Below are 21,163 nucleotides of genomic sequence, written 5' to 3'. Positions count from 1 at the left end.
GCGAGGACGCGCTCGGTTGTGTCAGCCGTTCCAGCGCAACAGCGCCGCGGCAGGTGCGCCACCCAGCGAACTGCGAGGCATCACAACGATGTTCGCACCAGTCCGCGCCGCGGCGGCGACGAGTGCCTGATCAGCGCGCAGCGGCTGGTCCGCCGGTACGTCGCCGACATCGAACCCGGGATGATCGCGCACGAACAGCTCCACCTCACGCGCCGCCCCCGGATCGACCAGCAACGTGTCCACCTGCCCCTTCACAAAGGCATCGGCGATGTCACGTGCCCCGGTCGCCACCGCGTTGTCCTGCCCGAGGCGGTCCTTCAGATCGTGACTCAGTTCAAGCCGGCGAGCCACCGTGTACTCCAGCAACGCCTCACGAATCGCCTGCTGCTGCGCTTCGTCACCGCCGTCCTCCGCCCGACCCCCGCTCTCCAGCCGTACGACGGTCGCGCGCTGATTACTCAGCCGGTTCTCCACCTGGGCCACCGACCGCGGATCCCCGGCCAACAGCACCAGCGGAACCCCGGACTTGATCACGGAATCAAGCTCGTCGGCGACCGCATCCGCGTTGCGACTCCAAACGTTCTCGGTCTCATGCTGGTACCGCAGCGCCGACCATCCACCCACCGGCACCTTGTGAACATGCGTCGTCTCGCCCCCGGCTGAGGTCTCGCTCTCGGGCTCCGGTACGTCGGACTGATACACGGCAACGTCGCCACCTTCGTGGTCGACCAGCGCCAGTGCGAACCGAACGTTCCGCTCGGCAGCCTCCACCCACCGCGACAAATCCGGCAACGGTCCCCAGTGCACCGCGGTCGCGTCGATCCGCTGATGCACGACCTCGTCGAACACCACACCACCCGCGTTCGCAACAACGGTCCGCGTCACCGGAGCCGGCTCATCCACCAACTCACTCAGCCGCGCAGTCACCGCCTCGACAACAGCCCCGTCCGCACCCTGCTCGACAAGCTGCTCACCAGCCGCCCGTACCCGCAGCTCGTGCTCGTGCGCCCCCGACTCACTGTCGTGGCTCACGTCCAGAGTGACCGTCGCAAACGGCCCATCGGCCTGAAAAACTGTGCTCAGTCTGCTGGCATCCATGATTTCGGGTACCCATCTTGTGTGCCCGAAAACACCCTTCAACGGGTGCATTCGTCCGCTCCTGCGGCTTCTTCCGACGGCAGCACGTGCCGCTTCAAAATCCGCAGGCGCACAGCTCTCGTCAGCCAACTCTCGTTTCGGCTGTTTCGGATAGACTGAAGCAGAGAGGAGGCATCGTGGCGACGAAGAAGAGCGGCAGTGCTGTGCCGAAGGTGAGGACGAAGAAGGTCGCCGGATCTGGAGCGCGCAGGCATGGTTCGAGCCCCGACGCCGTCACGGAGCCTGTTGCAGCGGTGCCGGCTCGTCCGAGACGCCGTGGGAAGCCAGCTCAGAAATCCGGTCACGACAAGCTGATCAGCGCTGGGGCTGCAGATGGCAGCCGGCGAGGTGCGCTGCTCATGCCGATCACATCACCTCCGCGCGACCGGCTTCGGGAACTCGAAATGATCATCGCCGGAGGCGGGGAGATCACCATTGTCGAAGGCGAATCGAGCCTGAGGGTCGGCGGCGAGACGCTCGCAGCCATGCGTCAGATCATCGCCGCGCTCAATTCCGGCTCGGTCAGCTTGCTTCTCGGTGACGCGCGCGACACAGAGCTCACCAGTCAAGAGGTCGCTGATCTGCTGAACGTGTCTCGGCCGTACGTCGTCAAGCTCGCCCGCGAAGGCAAGCTTCCGCACAAGCGGGTAGGGAATCGTCATCGGTTTCTCCTCTCCGACGTTCAGGAGTACGACCAGCGTCACCGCGTGGAACGTGAGCAAGCGCTGACGGCCATCGTTCCCAGCAGCGGCTACGATCCGGCGGACTTCTGACCGATGCCATCTGTCCGACCGGAGCGGCCAGTGGCCGCTCTTGATGCGTGTGTGTTGATTCCGCCGGGTGTTCGCGACCTCTTGCTCTCGTGCGCCCACGAGTCGGTATTTCGACCTGTCTGGCAGGACGAGATCCTCGACGAGGTGCGACGGAACTCGGTGAAGCTGCTGATCGAACGGTCGCAGCTGTCCGAGCAAGAGGCGACCGCTGCCGTGAAGCACACCGTGGCTCAGATGCGTCGGGCGTTTCCTGACGCGTGTGTACCGAGCGAACTGTGGATTCCGCTCGTTTCCGACATGACGTGTCACCAGAAAGACCGTCACGTCCTCGCTGTCTCGGTCGGTGCCGAGGCGACTCATCTGGTAACCGACAACACGCGGGACTTCCCGGTGGCGTCCCGGCCGGCAGGGCTCGCCGTGCTGAAGCCGGATCGATTCATGCTGGAACGCATGGCTGCCGTGCCCGATCTGGTGCTGGAAGCTGTCGAAGGAATGTCCAACCGGATGAAGCACCCGCGGAAGACCCCAGCTGAGTTGGCGGCGTACATGGCCAACGGCCAGCATCTTCGTCGCTTCGGTCTGCAACTCGGAGAGAAGCTCGCGGGCGCTTGAGGGAGCCGTGGACCTCGACACCCCGACATCGGTCTCGGCGGCTACAAGCCCTAGTGGCTCGCGGTGTTAGCTGTCGGCCTGGTGGTTGAGGAAGAACGTTCGGATGTCCTTGGCGAGCAGGGCCGGGACTTCCAGGGCGGCGAAGTGGCCGCCTTGGGGGAGTTCTGACCAGTGCTGGATGTCGTAGAGGCGTTCGGCCAGGGGGCGGACTGACTGGGTGATGTCGTGGGGGAGGACTGCGACGCCGACGGGCACGGGGCAGGGCTCGATGCGGCGTGGGGCGTCGTGGTGGAGGCGGGCCGCGGACGCTGCTGTGGCGGTGAGCCAGTAGAGGGAGACGTTGGTGAGGATGCGGTCGTCGTGGACCGGGGTGCTGGGGTCGGTCCAGTGGGCGAAGCGTTCGGCGATCCAAGCGAGTTGGGCGACGGGGGAGTCGGTGAGGGCGTAGCCGATGGTCTGCGGGGTGGCGGCCTGCAGGGCCTGGTACGGCGGGCGGTTCGCCATCAGGTGCTTGATCTTGTCCAGGCGGGCCTCGTCGCTGGGGGAGAGGGTGAGGTTGGCGTCTGGGTCGGGGCGGGTGGGGAGGTAGTTCACGTGTACGCCGACGACGTGGTCGGGGGCTGCTGCGCCCAGGGCCAGGGAGATGCCGGCACCGAAGTCGCCGCCTTGAGCGCCGTACTGGTCATAGCCGAGGCGGTGCATGAGTTCGGCCCAGGCGGTGGCGACCCGGACGACGTCCCAGCCGCGTTCGTGGGTGGGGCCGGAGAAGCCGTAGCCGGGGATGGACGGGATGACGAGATGGAAGTCCTTCGACAGCGGCTCGATCAGGTCCAGGAACTCGAGAAAGGAACCGGGCCAGCCGTGGGTGAGGATCAGCGCGCCGGCGTCCGGCTTGGCGGAGCGGACGTGCACGAAGTGGATGTTCTGGCCTTCGATCTCGGTGGTGAAGTGGGGGAGCTCGTTGAGTTCGGCCTCGTGCTTGCGCCAGTCGTAGGTGGTGCGCCAGTGGTCGGCGAGCTCTTGAAGGCGGGCCAGCGGAAAGCCGTAGTCCCAGCCGGCGTCGGCGACTTCGTTCGGCCAGCGGGTGCGGGCCAGGCGATCGTTGAGGTCGTCGAGGTCGGACTGGGGGATGTCGATGCGGAAGGGCTTGATCATGGTCGGTCGGCTCCTGGGGGATCGTTGGCTCTATAAACGTTAGTGCGACTAACGTTCGGCAGCCAAACGATAGCATGATCGTTGGGGTGACTAACGATTCGCTAGAGTGCAGGGATGGAGAACTCGTCGTCTGAGAAGGCAGTCCCTGGCTGGATGAAGCTGCCCAGCTGGTTGCTGTCGCAGACTGCCGCCCACTCGCATCGGCTGCTGACGGAGGCCTTTTCGTCGGTAGGCGCTCGCGGGTACCACTACCGGCTGCTGGCGACCCTGGAGGAGTTCGGCCCGGCGAGCCAGGCCGAACTGGGCCGCCGGAGCGGGATCCACCTGAGCGACATGGTGGCGACGCTCAACGAGCTGGCCGAGGAGTCCTTCGTCGAGCGCACGCCGGATCCGAGCGATCGGCGCCGCAATGTCATCTCGCTGACCGCGGCGGGAAAGCGCCGGCTGCGGGTGCTCGAGGAGCGCCTGGCCGAGTGCCAGGATGAACTCCTGGCCCCGCTGTCGCAGGCAGACCGCCGCAAGCTGACCGGATTGCTGACCAGACTTCAAGCCCACCATGACCAACGAGCAGGCGAGTCCGAAGGCTCGTGGCGCTGAGCCCCAAGCCCGAGCCCTGACGCCGAGCTGAGCCCCAGGCCCGACCCCCGACGGCGAGCTGAGCCCCAGGCCCGAGCCCCAACGCCGAGCTGAGCGCGGCCGAGCTTCAGCGCGGAGTTGATCACGCGGAAGGAGCACGATGAGCCACACGCATCAGGTGGAGATCCGCGGTGAGGTCGTCACCAAGACGTACGTCGACTGGAGCCGGGACGAGCACCTGCGGGAATGGGCCGCACTACAGGTGATCTCCGCCGCCGAGCCGGATCTGGTGCCCAGACCGATCAGGCTTGCGGGACCGGGACCGGGACCGGGACCTGGATCGGGACCTGGATCGGGATCGGGACCTGGATCGGGACCTGGATCGGGACCTGGATCGGGATCGGGACCTGGATCGGGACCTGGATCGGGACCTGGATCGGGACCTGGATCGGGATCGGGATCGGGGCCGGGATCGGGGTCGGGGCCTGGATCGGGATCCGGGGCGGGGCCTGGATCGGGGTCGGGGCCTGGATCGGGATCCGGGCCGGGACCTGGAGCGGCACCGGGATCGGGGCCGGGGCGTGGACCGGGACCGGGCTCGACGCCGTTCGGAGTGGGGCCTTCGGTTGTGATGAGTCGGGTTGTGGGGTGGCCCCTGGGTGGGTGTTTGTCGGCCGAGCAGCTGGCTGGGCTGCAGGTGGCGCTGGATGCGCTGTGGTCGGTTCCGGCGGAGGGGCTTGAGTCGATCGACTTCGGCGGCTTTGTGGCGCGGGTCAGGCGGGCGGTTTCGTCCTGGGACGGTGAAGGAGTGATCGGCGAGGCCCACGCTGCTGCGGCTGAGTGGCTGGCCGGGCCGGCGGCGGATGAGCTGGTGGAGCGGCGGGACGTCGTCATCGGTCACGGGGATCCGAATCTGGCGAACTACCTCTGGGACGGCGAGCGCGTACGGATCATCGACTTCGAGGATGCCGGGCGAGCCGATCTCGCCGTCGAGTTGGCCAACCTCGTGGAGCACCTGGCCTCGCGGGGCGCCGATTGGAGCGGCTTTCTCGCGCAGTACCAAGTGGATGCCGAGCGACTGCTGAGCGCCCGACGCTTGTACGCGGCGTTCTGGCTCACCCTCATCCGGCCAGGCGGCCCATCAGCTCACCGCAATCCGCCGGGGACCGCCGAGCTTCAGGCCGAACGGCTCCTCAACCTTCTGGAGTAGTCGGCTGCGTCACGGCAAGCGCCGGTCGCGTCGTACGACCTGAGCAGCCTCCGCGGAAGATCGTCTTTCCCATCCGGACTGCCGACCAGCGCGGCGAGCTGTCGGCGGTTATCGGGGCGCTTGTGGTGGGGGCGGTGCGGCGGTGTACCACTGCCACCATGCGAGGCCTCGTCTTCGGGCGCCTCGGGTCAGGCCGGCTAGGGCGATCAGGGTCACCGCGAGACCGCCGGTGATCATCCACCTGCCTCGGCGTGCCGTGTGCTGGTCTGCGACCCACTCGCCGGCATCGACGAGCGCCAGCGCGACCGTCGGGTCCGACGGCCGGTAGACGATCTTCAGAGGCGGCGCGTACCTCGTCCCCGCCGCCGGCGTCTGCTGGCCGTCCGGCATGCCCTCGTCGTCGTTCACCTCGGCGTCGGAGAGTTCGGTCCTGATCTCGCGGCCGTCGGTTGTGCGGAAGACGACCACCGGATTGCTGATGCCGCCGCGGCCGACAGACACCTGCACCGATGACGCGACGGTCTCGGTTCCGTTCGCCAGCAGGTCCTTGGTGAACCCCTCGCGGTGTGAAACCTCCGCAAGCATCAAGACGCCGACCAGCGCGACCACCAACGCCGGCACACCGAGCCAGGTCGGGCCCCGGCCGGGCCAGTCGACGTTCGTTCCCACAATCACTCCCCAGGATCAGAGGGTGTACGCCGGAAGCGCGGAGCCGCGGCAGATCATAGTCGTCGCCGGGCTTCGCTCTTGTCGGTTCGAGCACCCCTGCGGTCCCGGTCGGTGAGAGGGGGTGGGCGACCACGGTAGCGAACGCGATTCCGTTGGCCGGGGTGGCCTTGCCGTGGTCGGGAAGAGCCGTCACGTCCTGCGTCGCCGGAGGCAGAACGCCGATTAGGACTGCAAGCTGACCGTGTACGGCGCGGGCCGTGGCCCAGGGGCTTCGGCGATGAGATCCGGCGCCGGTCATGGCTCGTGACGCGAAATTGTCCTAGGCGTGGGACAGACTGCGTGCATGGGTGCTGAGTTTGTGATGAGTGATCAGTTTCGGGGTGGGCGGATTCATCTGTCGGACCTTGCCGGGCTCGAGATTCGGGATTGTGAGGTGGACGGGTTGAAGATCGTCGACTGCTACGGCAGCGACGTCTACGTCGGTGGTGCGTTCGAGCGGCTGGTGGTGAACGACGTCGACGTGACGGCGTACGTCGAGAGCGAGCTCGATCGGCAGCATCCGGCGCGGGTGGTGGCGCGGGAGGTGCAGAGTGCCGACGACTACCGAGCTGCATGGGAGGTGATGGAGGGGCTGTGGGCCGGGACGCTGGAGCGGGCTCGTAAGTTGCCTGAGGCAACCTTGCATGAGCGGGTCGACGGCGAGTGGTCGTTCGTCGAGACGCATCGGCACCTGCTGTTCTGCAGCGATGCGTGGCTCGGCAACGCGGTGCTCGAGGAGACCGCGCCGTACCACCCGCTGGGCTTCACGGCCGGTGGGATGCCGGCCGAGGAGACCGCGAAGCTCGGGCTGACGATCGACGCGACGCCGTCGCTCGACGAGGTGCTGACGGCGCGGCGCGCCCGGATGGACGTGATGCGGCGGACCGTCGCCGCGCTCACCGACGCCGAGCTCGACCGGGTCTGTGGACGCAAGCCTGCCGATCCGTACCCGGAGCAGGACTACGTCGTACGGCGGTGCCTGAAGGTGATCCTGAAGGAAGAGGCCGAGCATCACCGGTACGCCGTACGGGATCTTGCTGTGCTGGAGGGTGTCGGATCCTCGGCGGAGCGTTCGTAGAGGGGGTGAACGCACCGCAGACAAGGAGACCGGATGACCGCGACGTACACGTTCGACATCTTCTCCACGCTGGACGGCTTCGCCTCGTACGACGACGGCGACTGGGGTGGGTACTGGGGCAAGCAGGGGCCGGAGTTTCTCGATCGCAGGCTCGCGCTGTACGGCGAGGAGCAGCGGATGGTGCTCGGGGCCAACACCTACCGGCAGATGGCGGAGGTGCTGGGGTCGATCGAGCTGGACCCCGTCAATGCCCGGATGGTGAGCCTGCCGACCACGGTCGTGGCGACGACGCTCGAGGGGCCGCTGGACTGGCCGGATGCCACGGTCGAGCACGGCGACGCCGTCGAGGTCGTCGCTCGGCTCAAGGAGGAGTCGCCGGTTCCGCTGCGTTCGAACGGCAGCCTGTCGCTCAATCGGTCGCTGCTGGACGCCGGTCTGGTCGATCGGATTCAGCTGACCATCTTCCCGGTGATCACGGGAAAGACCGGCGCGGAGCCGATCTTCCGCGGGGTCAGGGACTTCGACCTCGAACTGCTGGAGAGCCGGACGCTCGACGGCAACATCCAGGAGCTCGTCTACCGGCCGGCACTTCACGGCTGAAAACGGGGACGTCCTCGGCACATGGACGTCCCGGCAGAGGGTGGTGCCGCACGGCGGCGGGCGGGGCGAGGCGGGTGTGCGAGGTGAGGATTGGCCGCGAGGTACGCGGCGGCGTCCTCGATCCGCCGCCGTAGGTCCTCGAGCGAGTGGCGAAGGCGGCGGCTGTCGGCCGGGCGAGGGTGATCAGGCTGATGCCGAGGTTGCGGTGCTTGTGCCGTCGGAGGGCTGATACGCCTCGTACCGTCGGAGCCAGTCGGCGCGTACTGCGGGCGGGTGCGCGGCCTGGACGCAGAACTCGTTGCCTTCTGGGTCGGCCATCACTGTCCACGGACGGTCGTTGCCCTGGCCCACGTCGGCTCGGGTGGCGCCGAGGGCCTCCAGGCGTTCGACCTCGGCGGCCTGGTCCTCGGGGCGTAGGTCGAGCTGCAGTCGGTTCTTGCCTGCGCGCGGTTCGGGGACCTTGATGAAGAGCAGGTCGGCCACCACGCAGTCCTCGCGGCTGCCCTCGGGGGGCTCGACGATCCACTCGGGATCGGTGTCCTGGCTGATCACCCAGTCCAGCGCCTTCGCCCAGAACCTGGCCAGCCGGCCGGGATCGACGGAGTCGACGACCAGTGCACCGATGCGCAGACCCATGCGGACACCGTACGAATGCCGCCCGCGGAGCGTCGACCGGATTTGGGGTCGGTGCGCGGCGGAGGCCGCGGGGCCGCGAGCTCGGTGGCGCGCTTCAGGTGGTGAGCGCGGCGTCAGGCGGTGAATGCGATAGCCCGCGTCAGGTGGTGGGCCCGACAGCGCGGCGTCAGGTGGTGAGCTCGCCAACGCGGCGCCAGGTGGTGAACGCGACGGCCCGCGTCAGGTGGTGCACTCGGCGACTCGGGCTCGGAAGGCTTTGACCGCTTCAGGAGAGCCGGCAGTTTGGACCGCGCTGGTGTCGCGGCGGCCCCAGAGCCACAGCAGGACGTCGGTGGGGTCGCCGAAGATCTCGGCGGCGACCTCGGCGTCGGTGTCGCGGGTAACGGTGGCGCTGGTGGCGTCGGCCTGGGCGGTCCACGAGTGGCCGTCGGCCGTGACGCGGACCGTCGCGTCGACGGGCGACGAGGTGTCGCCTTCGGCCCACCACGGCCCGCCGAGCATCAGCGAGAGGACCTCGTCGATGCCGTCCAGGGCGAGGGTCCGGTCGATCGGTGTGGCGACGTTGTGGGCCAGCTCGAGGTCGACGCGGTGGACAGCTGTTTCGAGGGCCATGCGGCGGTACCAGAAACCCGAGGTCTTGTCCGACGGGGAGAACGTCCAGGTCTCCAGCGAGGTGCCGGCCTGGGCCAGGGCGTTCAGGAGTGCGGCGCGGGCTTCGTCGTACAGGGCCAGCGGTTCACGGTCGTCGAGGTTCGGCGGCCACGGGTCGGGCAGGCGGCCGAGGCGGAGGACCTCGATCTTGTGCAGGTAGACCGTCGCCGTGTGCCGGACGACCGACTCGACGGTCCAGCCGGGGCGCGGCGGAACGTCGGCGGTCAGGCCGAGCTTGGCGACCTCAGCCAGTCGCGCGGAGTCTGCCCGAAGGCAGTCGAGATAGAAGGCAGCACGTTCGGGCGGCAACGACATTCGCAGAGCATGGCAGGTTCCGCCGACACTTCCAGCCCCCAGTGAGCGAAGCTTCACGCATTCCGTTCACGGACCGCCGACGCCCATCCGGCCGTCTCCGCGTTGCTCAGCTCGACGACCCGCTCGGCCAGCAGCCGGGAAGCATCGTCGACGCCGGCGTACCGGCCCGCGCGCCCGGCGTACAGCCAGGCCTCGTTGCGCAGCTCTTCCGCCGTCCGCCGGTACGTCGGGTAGGTGTCCCGCAGTCCGAACAGCGTCCGCGCCCCCTCGGCCAGCGCGATCACCCCGCCCAACGAAGGCGCGAACCACACCGGTGCATCGAAGGCGACCGAGACCGCGATCAGCAGAGCCGCGGCGAGTTGCACGATGCCGAGCCAGATGTAGGCCAGCCGATGACGCTGAGCCTGCTGCGCGTACCACCGGAACCGAATACCGATCAGCTCTTCCGCCGGCGACTCGGTGCCCAGGGCGGGGAAGTCGGGGTCCATGGTCAGCACAGTAGAGGCTGGGGGCGGTTAGTGTTTCGTGCATGGCGAGGAAGAAACCGTTGCCGTTCGACCCGATCGACGAGGCTTCGCGGCAGTGGGGGCGGCGCTGGGGAGCGGTGGAGCAGATGCGGGCGGTGACCTCGCTGATGCGGGCCCAGCAGATCGTGATCGGTGAGCTGGACGAGATCCTGCGCAAGCACAACCTGAGTTTCGCCCGGTTCGAGGCGCTGGTGCTGCTCACCTTCTCGCGCCGCGGGTCGCTGCCGCTGGGCAAGATGGGGGAGCGCCTGCAGGTCCACCCGACCTCGGTGACGTCGATCGTACGGCGGCTGGAAGCGGCCGGTCTGGTCACCCGCACGCCGCACCCGGACGACGGCCGCGCGGTGCTCTGCGAGATCACCCCCGAGGGCCGCGAACTGGTCGAGAAGGCCACGGACGACCTGGTCAAGGCCGACTTCGCGCTGCGCGGGCTGACCGACGAGCAGCTCAAGGTGCTGTGGTCCGTCCTCGAGCCGCTGCGCCACAACGCGGGCGACTTCTGAGGCACGAAAATTCCGAGACACCGCCCCGCACTGGGAAATAGTTGGACGTCCTAGTATTTTGTCCCCATGGACGCTGAGCAGATCGAGGCCGGCCGGAGCCGGTGGCAGGCGCGGTACGACGCTTCGCGGCGCCGGGAGGCCGATTTCACCACCCTGTCCGGCAGTGTGGTCGAGCCGGTCTACGGCCCGCCGCAGGGGTACGACGACCCGCGGATGGAGCGGATCGGCTGGCCGGGGGAGTTCCCGTTCACCCGAGGCCTGTACGCGACCGGGTACCGCGGCCGGACCTGGACGATCCGGCAGTTCGCCGGGTTCGGCAACGCCGAGGACACCAACGCCCGGTACAAGATGATCCTGAACGGCGGCGGTGGCGGCCTCTCGGTCGCGTTCGACATGCCGACGCTGATGGGCCGCGACTCCGACGACCCGAAGTCGCTCGGCGAGGTCGGCCACTGCGGCGTGGCGATCGACTCCGCGACCGACATGGACCGGCTGTTCAAGGACATCCCGCTGCAGGACGTCACCACCTCGATGACGATCTCCGGCCCGGCCGTCCCGGCGTTCGTGATGTACCTGGTCGCCGCCGAGCGTCAGGGCGCCGACATCACCAAGCTCAACGGCACGCTGCAGACCGACATCTTCAAGGAGTACATCGCCCAGAAGGAGTGGCTGTTCCCGCCGGAGCCGCACCTGCGCCTGATCGGCGACCTGATGGAGTACTGCGCCGCCAACATCCCGGCGTACAAGCCGCTCAGCGTGTCCGGGTACCACATCCGCGAGGCCGGTTCGACCGCCGCGCAGGAGCTGGCTTACACGCTGGCCGACGGTTTCGGGTACGTCGAGCTGGGGCTGTCCCGCGGGCTCGACGTCGACGTGTTCGCGCCCGGCCTGTCGTTCTTCTTCGACAGCCACCTGGACTTCTTCGAGGAGATCGCGAAGTTCCGGGCCGGCCGCCGGATCTGGGCCCGCTGGCTGCGGGACGTGTACGGCGCGAAGACCGACAAGGCGCAGTGGCTGCGGTTCCACACCCAGACCGCGGGCGTCTCGCTGACCGCCCAGCAGCCGCACCTGAACGTCGTCCGGACCGCGGTCGAGGCGCTGGCCGCGATCCTCGGCGGGACCAACTCGCTGCACACCAACGCGCTCGACGAGACGCTGGCGCTGCCGACCGAGGAGTCGGCCGAGATCGCGCTGCGCACCCAGTCGGTGCTGATGGAGGAGATCGGCGTCACCAACGTCGCGGACCCGCTGGGCGGTTCCTGGTACGTCGAGGCGCTGACCGACCAGATCGAGGCCGAGGCCGAGGCGATCTTCGCGCGGATCAAGGAGATGAGCCCCGACGGCACGATGACGGCCGGGATCCTGCACGGGATCGAGGAGGGCTGGTTCATGGCCGAGATCGCCGACGCCGCCTTCGAGTACCAGCAGAAGCTCGAGAAGGGCGAGAAGAAGATCGTCGGCGTGAACACGCTGACCGACACCGTCTCCGGCGAGCTGGAGATCCTCCGGGTCAGCCACGAGGTCGAGGTCGAGCAGTGCCGGGTGCTCGCGGCGCGCAAGGCGCAACGCGACGAGGACCGGGTGCGTCGTACCCTGACGGCGCTGGTCGATGCGGCAAGGGGGACCGGCAGCCTGATCGAACCCATGCTGGAGGCGGCGCGTGCGGAGGCCACGATGGGGGAGATCTGTGACGTTCTTCGGATCGAGTGGGGCGAGTACCGAGAGCCCGCCCGCTTCTGAGGAGACCGTCGCAGAGGTCCCGCCGTCCACAGGACGCCGGCGGGGCCGTGCCTCCACCCAGGCCGACAAGCAGGCCCAGACCCCGGACAGCCGGGGTGTCGTGGTCTGCGGGTCCGACCGCACGATGCTGCGCGTCGTCACCGAGCTGGTCAGCTCCGGCGAGCAGGTCACGGCGATCGTCAACCCGGCGTCGCGGCACATCGAGCGGATCGGTGAGCTCGGCGCGCAGGTGATGGGTGTGCGCGTGGTCCGCGAGTCCGTACTGCGCCGGGCCGGGATCGACACCGACGGGACCAAGCCGTCGGCCGCGCGGGCGCTGGTGCTGCTCGACGCCGACGACGTCCACAACGTGCACACCGCGCTGACCGCGCGCGACATGGACGAGAACCTGCGGATCGTCGTCCAGATGGTCAATCCGCGGATCGGCGCCCAGCTGCACCAGCTGCTCGGCGACTGCGTGGTGATCTCCGGCCCGTCGCTGGCCGCGCCCGCGTTCGTCGCGGACGCGCTGGAGGACGACGAGCTGACCTGGCTCGAGCTCGGCGGCCGCCGGATGGTGGCCGGTCCGGCGGACCTGATCCGCGAGAAGGTCACGGTGCTGGCCGACACGACCTCCTCGGCGACGCCCGACCTGCTGCCGCAGTCCAGCGACGATCCGGCCGGGGACATCGTGCTCGGCACCGGGGTCCACCACCTGCGCCGCAAGCGGGACGTACGGCGTACCGGCTGGGTGATGGCGACGCGGGACGTGCTGGACCGGCGGGTCCGGGTGATCGCGGCGGTGATGGCTTCGCTCGTGGTGATCGGTACGGCGCTCACGCACTGGATCACGGGTGTGGAGTGGCTGCGGGCGCTGTACCTGGTGATGGGGGCGGTGACGTCGGCCGGGATCGAGGACGACGTGTTCGCCGACGCCCCGCCGTACGCGAAGGTGGCGGCGGTGGTGGTGCAGCTGACCGGGATCGTGCTGGTCGCGTTGCTGACCGCGGTGATCGTCGACTCGCTGATCGGGGCGCGGTTGTCGCGGGTGATCGGCGGGGTCCGGGGCCGGCCACGCAATCATGTGATCGTCTGCGGGCTCGGGACGGTCGGCGCACGGGTGCTGGAGATCCTGTCCGAGCGCGGTGTCGCGGTGGTCGGCGTCGAGCAGGACGAGGAGGCGCCCGGCATACAGACGGCTCATCGGCTGCGGATCCCGGTCGTGATGGGCGACAGCAGCCAGGAGGAGACGCTGCGGCTGGCCGGTGCCCCGCAGGCGCAGGCCGTGCTGGCGCTGACCGACGGCGACATCACCAACCTGGAGACCGCGATGGTGGTCCGGGACCTGAACGACGACGTCCGGATCACGATGCGGATGTTCGACCACGACCTGGCCCACAAGGTCGAGCGGATGCTGGGGCTCGGGCACAGCCGGTCGGTGTCGATGCTGGTCGCGCCGGCCATCGCGGCCGCGGTCGCGAACCGGCGCAGCCAGACGACCGTACCGGCCGGACGCCGGGTGCTGCTGCTGACCGAGGTGACCGTCGAGCGGGACTCGGTCGCGGTCGGCCGACGGCTCGGCGAGCTGGACGAGCCGGGCGGGCTGCGGGTGCTGGCCCGGGCCGACGGGGTCGACTGGGACTGGTCGCCGGCCTTCGGCCGGCCGCTGGGAGCGGGCACCCGGCTGGCCGTCGCAGGGACCCGGAGCGGGCTGGCCAGACTGCTGCTGGTGACCCGCGCACCACACCGACCTGACCGGTCGGGGAGGATAGGACCATGAACCGAGACGTAGTGACCGGAGGGCAGCGGTGAGTCAGCCGAACTTCTCCCGACCTGGAGCGATCGACCTGTCGTCCCTGCGGCAGCCGCCCGCGCGTCCCGGCGGCGCGGGCCCGGGCGCCGGTGGCCCCGGCGGACCCGGCCCTGGCGGCCCGGCCGGACCTGGTGGTCCTGGCGGCGTGACCGACCCGTACGTGCTGAACGTGTCGGAGCCGACCTTCCAGTCGGACGTGATCGAGCGGTCCGTCCAGCACCCCGTGGTGGTCGAGTTCTGGTCGCCGCGCTCCGAGGCGTCGGTGGCGCTGAGCCCGGTGCTGGCCCGGCTCTCGACCGAGTACGACGGCAAGTTCGTGCTCGCCCGCGTCGACGTCGACGCGAACCCGCAGCTGGCCCAGGCGGTCGGCGTGCAGAGCATCCCGCTGGTGATCGCGGTGCTGCGCGGCCAGGTAGTGCCGCTGTTCCAGGGTGCGCTGGGCGAGCCCGAGGCCCGGCAGTACCTCGACCAGCTGTTCACGGTCGCGGTGGCCAACGGCATCACCGGTCGCGCCGAGCCGGTCGGCCCGGCCGCTGCCGGTGACGAGGCCGCGGAGCCTCAGTCGGATCCGCGGTACGAGGCGGCCGAGGACGCTGTCGCAGCCGGTGACCTGGACGGCGCGATCGCGGCGTACGAGGCCTTGCTGAAGGAGGCGCCGGCCGATGCCGAGGCGAAGGCCGGGCTCGCGCGGGTCCAGCTGGTGAAGCGGACGCGCGACGTACCGGCCGAGGTGCGGACGCGGGCGGCGGAGAACCCCGAGGACGTCGAGGCGCAGATGCTGGTCGCCGACGTGGACCTGATGGGCGGGCACGTCGAGGATGCGTTCGCGCGGCTGATCCGGACCATCCAGGCGACCGCCGGCGACGAGCGCAACACCGTGCGCCTGCACCTGCTGGAGCTGTTCGAGGTGGTCGGCGGTGACGACGAGCGGGTGATCCGCGCGCGCCGACAGCTGATGACCGCGCTGTTCTGAGCTGACGCACGACGCAGCGGGTGGTGCCTCGGGCACCACCCGCTGTTTGCTGTCCACATCCGGACACCATCAGGTGTGAACTATTGACAGTCCGCCGCGCGGCTTCTGAGAATCATTCACATGTCCGCCGCCGAGTCGCCGCCCTCCAGCCTGGAGGCGCGCATCCGCGGGCTCCTGCCGTCGCTCAGCCCGGCCCAGACACTGGTCGCCCAGGAGGTCCTGCGGGATCCGGCAGCGGTCGCGTCGTCCACCATCGGTGAACTGGCGTCCCGCTGCGGTACGTCGCTGCCGAGCGTCACCCGCTTCTGCCTCGCCCTCGGTCTCGGCGGGTACGCCGAGCTTCGGCTCGCCCTCGCGGCCGAAGGCGGTCGCACCAGTTGGGAGCGGGGGACCGGGACCGAGGTCAGCCCCGACGACACGTTGGCCGACGTACTGCGGACTCTGCTGCGGTCCGACACCAAGGCGCTCGAGGACACCGTCGCCCAGCTCGACGTCTCGGTGCTCGAGCGGGCGGTCTCCGCTCTGGTCGATGCCCGGCGCATCGACTTGTACGCCGTGGGCGGATCGGCGTCCGTCGCCGAGGACCTGCGGCTGCGTCTGCACCGGATCGGGCACGTCGCCTGCGGCTGGAGCGATGTGCACAACGCGCTGACCAGCGCGGCCCTGCTCGGTCCCGCAGATGTTGCCCTCGGCATCTCCCATACCGGCGAGACCAACGAGGTGCTGGAACCGTTGCGCCGGGCCCGCGCCCTGGGCGCGACGACCGTTGCCGTCACCAACTACCCGCGGTCGCCGCTGGCGCTGGCCGCGGACCTCGTGCTGGTCACCGCCGCGCGCGACATCACCTTCCGCACCGGCGGGATGGCCGGCCGGCACGCGCAGATGATCGTGCTCGACGCGCTCTACCTGGGCGTCGCCCAGCGCGACCACGAGCGCTCCACCCAAGCCTTCGACCGCACCGCCGAAGCGGTCGCCGACCACCGCACACCCCATCGCTGAGCTCCACCGCCCTGGAGGAACCATGCAGAGCCCCCACCAGAAACTAGGACCGAGCCGCCGCACCCTGCTCCTGGGTGCGGGCGCCGCAGCCGCCGCGGCGGCCACCGCCGCGCAGGCCGTGCCCGCCTCGGCCGCAGCAACCGCCGCGCAAGCCGCAGCATCCCAAGTGGTTGCCGCCGACAACATAGCGGTCCTGTCGCCGGACGACTTGCCCCTGACCGGCGGCCCCGACTTCCCGATCGGCCTCTTCTGGCCGCCGCACCCGTACGAGAGCACCGCCCGGCGCTTCACCGAGATCGCCGAGGCCGGCTTCGACTTCGTCATCTCCGGCAACTACGCCGGCGACGGCAACATCTTCCAGTACCAGCTCGACCTGGCCCGGACCGCCGGCCTGAAGATGCTGATCTCCGACGACATCCAGATCCGCAACATGTCCCGCTGGTTCTCGATCTCCGACCAGCCCACCGACAACCTGAGCGTGACGCCCGCCGAGGCCCGCGAGCTCTACACCCGCGCCCGCGACGCGTACGGGCCGTACTCCTCGCTCGCCGGATTCAACCTGTACGACGAACCCGGCCCCGGCTGGTTCGGCACGCTGGCCAAGGCGGTCACGATCTCCCGCGAGCTCGCCCCGCAACTGCTGCCGTACATCAACCTGTTCCCGTCCGACGACCCGGCGTACTACAACGCGTTCGTCGACGTCGTGAAGCCGTCGCTGGTCTCCTTCGACCGGTATCCGCTGCTCTCGGACGGTCGCGAGGACGGCAACTACTTCCACAACTGGGCGATCGTCCGCGACGCCGCGCTGCGCGGCAACGTGCCGGCGTGGGTCTTCATCCAGACCCTCGCCTACAACGGTCACCGCGAGCCGACCGCCGCCGAGCTGCTCTGGCAGATCAACATCAGCCTCGCGTACGGCGCCAAGGGCATCCAGTACTTCACGTACTGGACACCGGAAGCCGCCCGCGGCGAGGGCTTCGGCCCCGCGCTGATCACCGTCGACGGCAAGCGCACACCGCGGTACACCGCCGCGAAGAACATCAACAACTCCTGGCTGCACCCGGTCGGCCGCCAGCTGAAGCCGCTGGTCTCGGAGTCCGTCGTCCACGCCAACGAGACTCCGCTGCCGAACAGCACCGTCGGTTTCACCCCGACCGACCTCGTCACGTCGGTCACCGGCCAGCCCACGGTGATCGGCACGTTCCGCTCCCGGGACGCGGCGTCCACCGACCGCTGGCTCCTGGTCGCCAACCGCTCCCACTCGACGGCGGCCCGGACGACGCTCACGTTCAACCCCGCCAAGGTGACCGGCGTCGACGTCTTCCACCCGGTGACGGCCAAGTTCGGCGCCAACCGCGGTGCCGGCCTCCCGGTGAACCTTCCCGCGGGCGGTGCCCAACTCCTCCACCTCCACGTCCGCTAGCCCCCGCAGACCGCGCCTTGTGCACCGGCCGGCCGCGCCGAGCGCGGATTCCCGGCTGAGCGGTGCACAAGGTCGCGATCCGCGGACCTGCACAGAACCTTCACGAGTCGTCCCCGGTTCCTGACCAGTCCGCCTCCTAGGCTCGCAGCATGCCAGTCAACGGAACGGGCGCGAGGATCCTCGTCGTCGAGGACGAGCCGGTCATCAACCAGGCGGTCGCCGACCGGCTGCGGGGATCGGGGTACGACGTCGTCCAGGCCTGGGACGGGCCCGGTGCGGTGACGGAGTTCGCGGCGGCCGAGCCCGATCTCGTGGTGCTGGACGTGATGCTGCCCGGATTCGACGGTCACGAGGTGTGCCGCCGGATCCAGGCGGCGCGTCCGGTCCCGGTGCTGATGCTGACCGCCCGCGACGACGAGGCCGACATCCTGATCGGGCTCGGCGTCGGCGCGGACGACTACCTGACCAAGCCGTTCCGGATGCGCGAACTGGTCGCCCGCGTCCAAGCCCTGCTGCGCCGCGTCGAGCGCGCCGCCGAACTGGCGAACCGCGCGGACACTCCCGACCTCGGCGGTCTGCGCATCGATGCCGCCGCGCGCCGGGTGTGGGTCGGCGACGCGGAGATCCACCTGACGCCGACGGAGTTCGACCTGCTGCTCTGCCTGGCCGGCAGCCCGGGCGCCGTACTGACCCGCGAGAACCTGTACGCCGAAGTCTGGGGCTGGCCCGGCGCCTCCGGCACCCGCACGGTCGACAGCCACGTGAAGGCCCTGCGCGCCAAGATCGGCCCCGACCGCATTCGCACCGTCCACGGCATCGGCTACGCCCTCGAGCCAGGCGGTACGACGTGAGCGAGAACCCGTCGAAGCCCGGCGACCGCATCCCGCCTCAGCTCGCCGACACTGCGTCGTCCCAGCCCGCCGAACGAGCCCCGCGATCTGCGCCCCTCGACCAGATGCGTTCGGTCAAGACCAAGCTCGGACTGCTGGTCGCGGTCAGTACGACGCTGGCGTCCGTCCTGGCAGCGGTCGGCGCCGTGGGCAGCGTGCCGGTCTGGCTGAGCATCCCCGTCACCGTCGCGCTGGCGCTCGCGGTGACCCAGCTGCTGGCCGTCGGCATGACCTCGCCGCTGCGCGAGATGACCGCCGCGGCGCGCGGGATGGCGCGCGGCGACTACTCCGTCCGCGTCACCGCCGCCTCCAGCGACGAGGTCGGCGAGCTCGGCCGGGCCTTCAACCGGATGGCCGAGGACCTCGCCGCCGTCGACCGCCAGCGTCGCGAACTGGTCGCCAACGTGAGTCACGAGCTCCGTACGCCGCTGGCCGCGCTGTGCGCCGTACTGGAGAACCTCGTCGACGGCGTGGCCGAGCCCGACCCCGTCGCGCTGAGAACGGCGCTGGACCAGGCCGAGCGGCTGTCCGCCCTCGCGTCCGACCTGCTCGACCTGGCGCGCGTCGACGCCGGCAAGGCCAAGCTGACGACCACCCAGGTGCCCGTCCAGGAACTGCTCGACCGCGCCGTGGCCGAGGCGCGGGTGACCGGCCGCCAGGTCCGGTACGACGTCCGTGTGACGCCGGCGGGTCTGACCGTCCCGGCCGACCGTGCCCGCCTGCAGCAGTTGATCGCCAACCTGCTGGACAACGCGTCCCGCCACAGCCCGGTGGGCGGCGAGGTCCGGATCAGCGCTCAGCAAGCACCGGACGGCTGGCGCCTCGAGGTCGCCGACAACGGCCCGGGCATCCCCGCCGCGGACCGCGATCGGGTGTTCGAGCGCTTCGGCACGCTCGCGGAGACCGACGGCGGCGGCGGTACCGGCCTCGGCCTGGCGATCGCCCGCTGGGTCACCGACCTGCACGGCGGAACGATCCACTTCGTCGACCCCGAACCGACCCGCACCGGCGCGCGAGTCCGCGTCGACCTCCCGAACCATCCCCGCCCGTTCGCCCACGCACGGAGAGAGGCACAGCCACAGATGACCAGCCCAGACAGGCCGAACGCCGAGTCCGACGGCAAGGCAGCACCCGGCGGTACGCCGCCGGCCGAGTCCGGTGCCCCGCCCCGTACGACGCCGGCCGGCACGCCCGCGCGCCTGGACGCCGCAGGCGAGGCACGGCCCAGTGCGGCAAGCGACGGGCGCCCCGGCGCCGGAGCGACCTCCCCGGGATCGCCCGCCGTACCGCCCAGCCCCACGCCCTCTGCCCGACCGGGGAGCGAGCCGCTTGCTGCGCCGGGCTCCGGGTCGCGCACGGCGACCATCGCTCGGCCCGCTGCAGCCGCGCGTGTGCCCCGGCCACCCGAGTCCGGGATGGACCTGATGTTCGGCAAGTTCTGGACCGACGCGCAGGTGCCGGGCAGCCTGCGGGCCGTGCTCTGGTGCCTGGGGGTCGGCCTGCTGGCTGCGATCGTCCTGCCGTTCCGCGATCTCGGGTTGGGGACGTTCGTCGTCCTGCTGGCGGCCGGGGGAGTGGTCCTCGGCTTCAGTGTCAACCGGCGTTCGCGGTTCACGCTGACCTGCGCCGCGCTCTGCTTGTTGCTGGCAGCAACAGTCGTCGTCCGGGACGCGGAGTGGATCGCCGTCCTGTGTCTCCTGGCCGGCGGCGCAGTGTGCATGGCGGCCCTGGTCAACGGCCGCAGCGTCCCGTCCTTCGTGCTCGCCGGCATCGCCTGGCCGCTCGCCGGCCTCCGCGGTCTGCCGTGGCTCGGCCGCTCGGCCCGCGCCGTCGGCGGCCTGCGCGCGAGCGCCGCCATGGTCCGCACCGTCGTACTGTCCGCGCTGGGAGTCCTCGTCTTCGGGCTCCTGTTCTCCTCGGCCGACGCGGTCTTCGGCGAGTGGATGGGCGCGATCATCCCCGACCTCGAGCTCGACTCGTTCGTCCTGCGGGCGTTCATCACCGTCGCCGTCGGCGGCGTCGTCCTCGCGGCGACGTACCTCGGCATCAACCCGCCGAACGTCGAGGTCGACACCACCGCGACGCGTCCGGTCGCGCGCCGGTACGAATGGCTCGCCCCGGTCCTGCTCGTCGACGGTGTCTTCCTGGTCTTCCTCGCCGCCCAGGCCACGGTCATCTTCGGCGGTCATGAGTACCTCGAGCGCATCACCGGCCTCACGTACGCCGAGTACGTCCATCAGGGCTTCGGGCAACTGACCGTCGCCACCGCCCTCACCCTGCTCGTCGTCTGGGCCGCCGCCCGCAAGGCACCGCGCGAGACACCCGCCGACGTTGCATGGCTGCGTGGATCACTGGGCCTGCTCTGCCTGCTCACCCTGGTCGTGGTCGCGTCCGCGCTGTACCGGATGCACGTCTACCAGCAGGCCTACGGCTTCACCGAACTGCGCTTGCTGGTCGACGTCTTCGAAGGCTGGCTGGGTCTGCTGGTGATCGGTGTGATGGTGTCCGGCCTGATCAAGAAGACCGGCTGGCTGCCGCGCGCCGCGCTGCTCAGCGGCGCCGGACTGCTGCTGATGATCGCGGCGATCAACCCCGACGCCTGGATCGCCCAGCACAACGTCGACCGCTACACCACCACGGGCAAGGTCGACTGGTACTACCTGCGCAACCTGTCCGACGACGCCGTACCGGTGCTGGCGAAGCTGCCGGACGACGTTCGGGACTGCGCGTTGAGCCAGTACGAACGCAGTACCGACGACTGGCTCGAGTGGAACCTGGGCCGGCACCGCGCCCAGTCCCTGCTCGACCCGAACGCCGACGCCCGAGGCGTGCCCCTGTCCTGCGGGAGCAGCTGACCCGAGCCGT

21 protein-coding genes are annotated in these 21,163 nt (G+C 69.8%); 14 read left to right on the top strand and 7 right to left on the bottom strand.

Annotated features, from left to right (window positions below):
- Window positions 1-21 precede the first annotated feature (21 nt).
- Window positions 22-1,149, bottom strand: a complete 1,128-nt coding sequence (locus ABD235_RS26530) for a baeRF2 domain-containing protein (RefSeq protein WP_344178920.1) — start codon at window positions 1,147-1,149, stop codon at window positions 22-24.
- A 125-nt stretch (window positions 1,150-1,274) separates the two neighbouring features.
- Here ABD235_RS26530 and ABD235_RS26525 point away from each other — a divergent pair, with 125 nt between their 5' ends.
- Window positions 1,275-1,910: a helix-turn-helix domain-containing protein gene (locus tag ABD235_RS26525; RefSeq protein ID WP_344178918.1), complete on the top strand. Its 636-nt coding sequence runs from the start codon at window positions 1,275-1,277 to the stop codon at window positions 1,908-1,910.
- A 30-nt stretch (window positions 1,911-1,940) separates the two neighbouring features.
- Window positions 1,941-2,522, top strand: coding sequence for a VapC50 family PIN domain-containing toxin (locus tag ABD235_RS26520; RefSeq protein ID WP_344178916.1), 582 nt, complete (start codon window positions 1,941-1,943; stop codon window positions 2,520-2,522).
- Between the two features lie 66 nt (window positions 2,523-2,588).
- On the opposite strand, the gene ABD235_RS26515 is transcribed toward ABD235_RS26520, so the two are convergent.
- A complete protein-coding gene (locus ABD235_RS26515) occupies window positions 2,589-3,677 on the bottom strand; it encodes an epoxide hydrolase family protein (protein ID WP_344178914.1) in 1,089 nt (362 codons plus the stop codon).
- 114 nt (window positions 3,678-3,791) lie between these two features.
- Here ABD235_RS26515 and ABD235_RS26510 point away from each other — a divergent pair, with 114 nt between their 5' ends.
- On the top strand, window positions 3,792-4,274 hold the full coding sequence (locus ABD235_RS26510; protein ID WP_344178912.1) for a MarR family winged helix-turn-helix transcriptional regulator: 483 nt from the start codon (window positions 3,792-3,794) through the stop codon (window positions 4,272-4,274).
- Between the two features lie 281 nt (window positions 4,275-4,555).
- On the opposite strand, the gene ABD235_RS26505 is transcribed toward ABD235_RS26510, so the two are convergent.
- Window positions 4,556-4,816, bottom strand: a complete 261-nt coding sequence (locus tag ABD235_RS26505; protein WP_344178909.1) for a hypothetical protein — start codon at window positions 4,814-4,816, stop codon at window positions 4,556-4,558.
- A gap of 104 nt (window positions 4,817-4,920) precedes the next feature.
- On the opposite strand from ABD235_RS26505, the gene ABD235_RS26500 reads away from it, so the two are divergent.
- Complete coding sequence (locus ABD235_RS26500; protein WP_344178908.1) at window positions 4,921-5,463, top strand: phosphotransferase; 543 nt, start codon at window positions 4,921-4,923, stop codon at window positions 5,461-5,463.
- 108 nt (window positions 5,464-5,571) lie between these two features.
- On the opposite strand, the gene ABD235_RS26495 is transcribed toward ABD235_RS26500, so the two are convergent.
- Window positions 5,572-6,132: a DUF3592 domain-containing protein gene (locus ABD235_RS26495; RefSeq protein ID WP_344178906.1), complete on the bottom strand. Its 561-nt coding sequence runs from the start codon at window positions 6,130-6,132 to the stop codon at window positions 5,572-5,574.
- 433 nt (window positions 6,133-6,565) lie between these two features.
- Between ABD235_RS26495 and ABD235_RS26490 the strand changes: the two genes are divergently transcribed.
- Window positions 6,566-7,249 (top strand): DinB family protein, encoded by a 684-nt coding sequence (locus ABD235_RS26490; protein ID WP_344178903.1) that lies wholly within the window; start codon window positions 6,566-6,568, stop codon window positions 7,247-7,249.
- 33 nt (window positions 7,250-7,282) lie between these two features.
- Window positions 7,283-7,849, top strand: coding sequence for a dihydrofolate reductase family protein (locus ABD235_RS26485; protein WP_344178902.1), 567 nt, complete (start codon window positions 7,283-7,285; stop codon window positions 7,847-7,849).
- 183 nt (window positions 7,850-8,032) lie between these two features.
- Here the strand turns inward: ABD235_RS26485 and ABD235_RS26480 are convergent, their stop codons facing one another.
- The 3 genes from ABD235_RS26480 to ABD235_RS26470 form a co-directional block, all read right to left on the bottom strand.
- A complete protein-coding gene (locus ABD235_RS26480; RefSeq protein ID WP_344178899.1) occupies window positions 8,033-8,485 on the bottom strand; it encodes a VOC family protein in 453 nt (150 codons plus the stop codon).
- 219 nt (window positions 8,486-8,704) lie between these two features.
- Complete coding sequence (locus ABD235_RS26475) at window positions 8,705-9,451, bottom strand: maleylpyruvate isomerase family mycothiol-dependent enzyme (RefSeq protein ID WP_344178897.1); 747 nt, start codon at window positions 9,449-9,451, stop codon at window positions 8,705-8,707.
- A 53-nt stretch (window positions 9,452-9,504) separates the two neighbouring features.
- Window positions 9,505-9,939, bottom strand: coding sequence for a DUF4231 domain-containing protein (locus ABD235_RS26470; RefSeq protein ID WP_344178895.1), 435 nt, complete (start codon window positions 9,937-9,939; stop codon window positions 9,505-9,507).
- Between the two features lie 41 nt (window positions 9,940-9,980).
- On the opposite strand from ABD235_RS26470, the gene ABD235_RS26465 reads away from it, so the two are divergent.
- The 8 genes from ABD235_RS26465 to ABD235_RS26430 all read left to right on the top strand — a co-directional run bounded on the left by ABD235_RS26465 (window position 9,981) and on the right by ABD235_RS26430 (window position 21,153).
- Window positions 9,981-10,481, top strand: a complete 501-nt coding sequence (locus ABD235_RS26465; RefSeq protein WP_344178894.1) for a MarR family winged helix-turn-helix transcriptional regulator — start codon at window positions 9,981-9,983, stop codon at window positions 10,479-10,481.
- Between the two features lie 66 nt (window positions 10,482-10,547).
- Complete coding sequence (gene icmA, locus ABD235_RS26460; RefSeq protein ID WP_344178892.1) at window positions 10,548-12,221, top strand: coenzyme B12-dependent isobutyryl-CoA mutase large subunit; 1,674 nt, start codon at window positions 10,548-10,550, stop codon at window positions 12,219-12,221.
- Window positions 12,169-13,980: an NAD-binding protein gene (locus tag ABD235_RS26455; protein WP_344178890.1), complete on the top strand. Its 1,812-nt coding sequence runs from the start codon at window positions 12,169-12,171 to the stop codon at window positions 13,978-13,980. Before icmA ends, ABD235_RS26455 begins: the two co-directional genes overlap by 53 nt.
- Before the next feature lie 28 nt (window positions 13,981-14,008).
- A complete protein-coding gene (locus ABD235_RS26450; RefSeq protein WP_344178887.1) occupies window positions 14,009-14,986 on the top strand; it encodes a tetratricopeptide repeat protein in 978 nt (325 codons plus the stop codon).
- Between the two features lie 120 nt (window positions 14,987-15,106).
- Window positions 15,107-15,985, top strand: coding sequence for a MurR/RpiR family transcriptional regulator (locus tag ABD235_RS26445; RefSeq protein WP_344178885.1), 879 nt, complete (start codon window positions 15,107-15,109; stop codon window positions 15,983-15,985).
- Between the two features lie 22 nt (window positions 15,986-16,007).
- Window positions 16,008-17,408, top strand: a complete 1,401-nt coding sequence (locus tag ABD235_RS26440; RefSeq protein ID WP_344178882.1) for a hypothetical protein — start codon at window positions 16,008-16,010, stop codon at window positions 17,406-17,408.
- Window positions 17,409-17,557: 149 nt separating this feature from the next.
- Window positions 17,558-18,259: a response regulator transcription factor gene (locus ABD235_RS26435; protein WP_344178879.1), complete on the top strand. Its 702-nt coding sequence runs from the start codon at window positions 17,558-17,560 to the stop codon at window positions 18,257-18,259.
- Window positions 18,256-21,153 carry a DUF4153 domain-containing protein gene (locus ABD235_RS26430; protein WP_344178877.1) on the top strand — a complete coding sequence of 966 codons (2,898 nt, stop codon included), beginning with the start codon at window positions 18,256-18,258 and terminating at the stop codon, window positions 21,151-21,153. The genes ABD235_RS26435 and ABD235_RS26430 overlap by 4 nt, the downstream gene beginning before the upstream one ends.
- Window positions 21,154-21,163 lie beyond the last annotated feature (10 nt).

Source organism: Kribbella lupini, from assembly GCF_039529595.1.
GTDB classification, from domain to species: domain Bacteria; phylum Actinomycetota; class Actinomycetes; order Propionibacteriales; family Kribbellaceae; genus Kribbella; species Kribbella lupini.
This window is presented reverse-complemented; position numbering and strand designations above follow the sequence as displayed.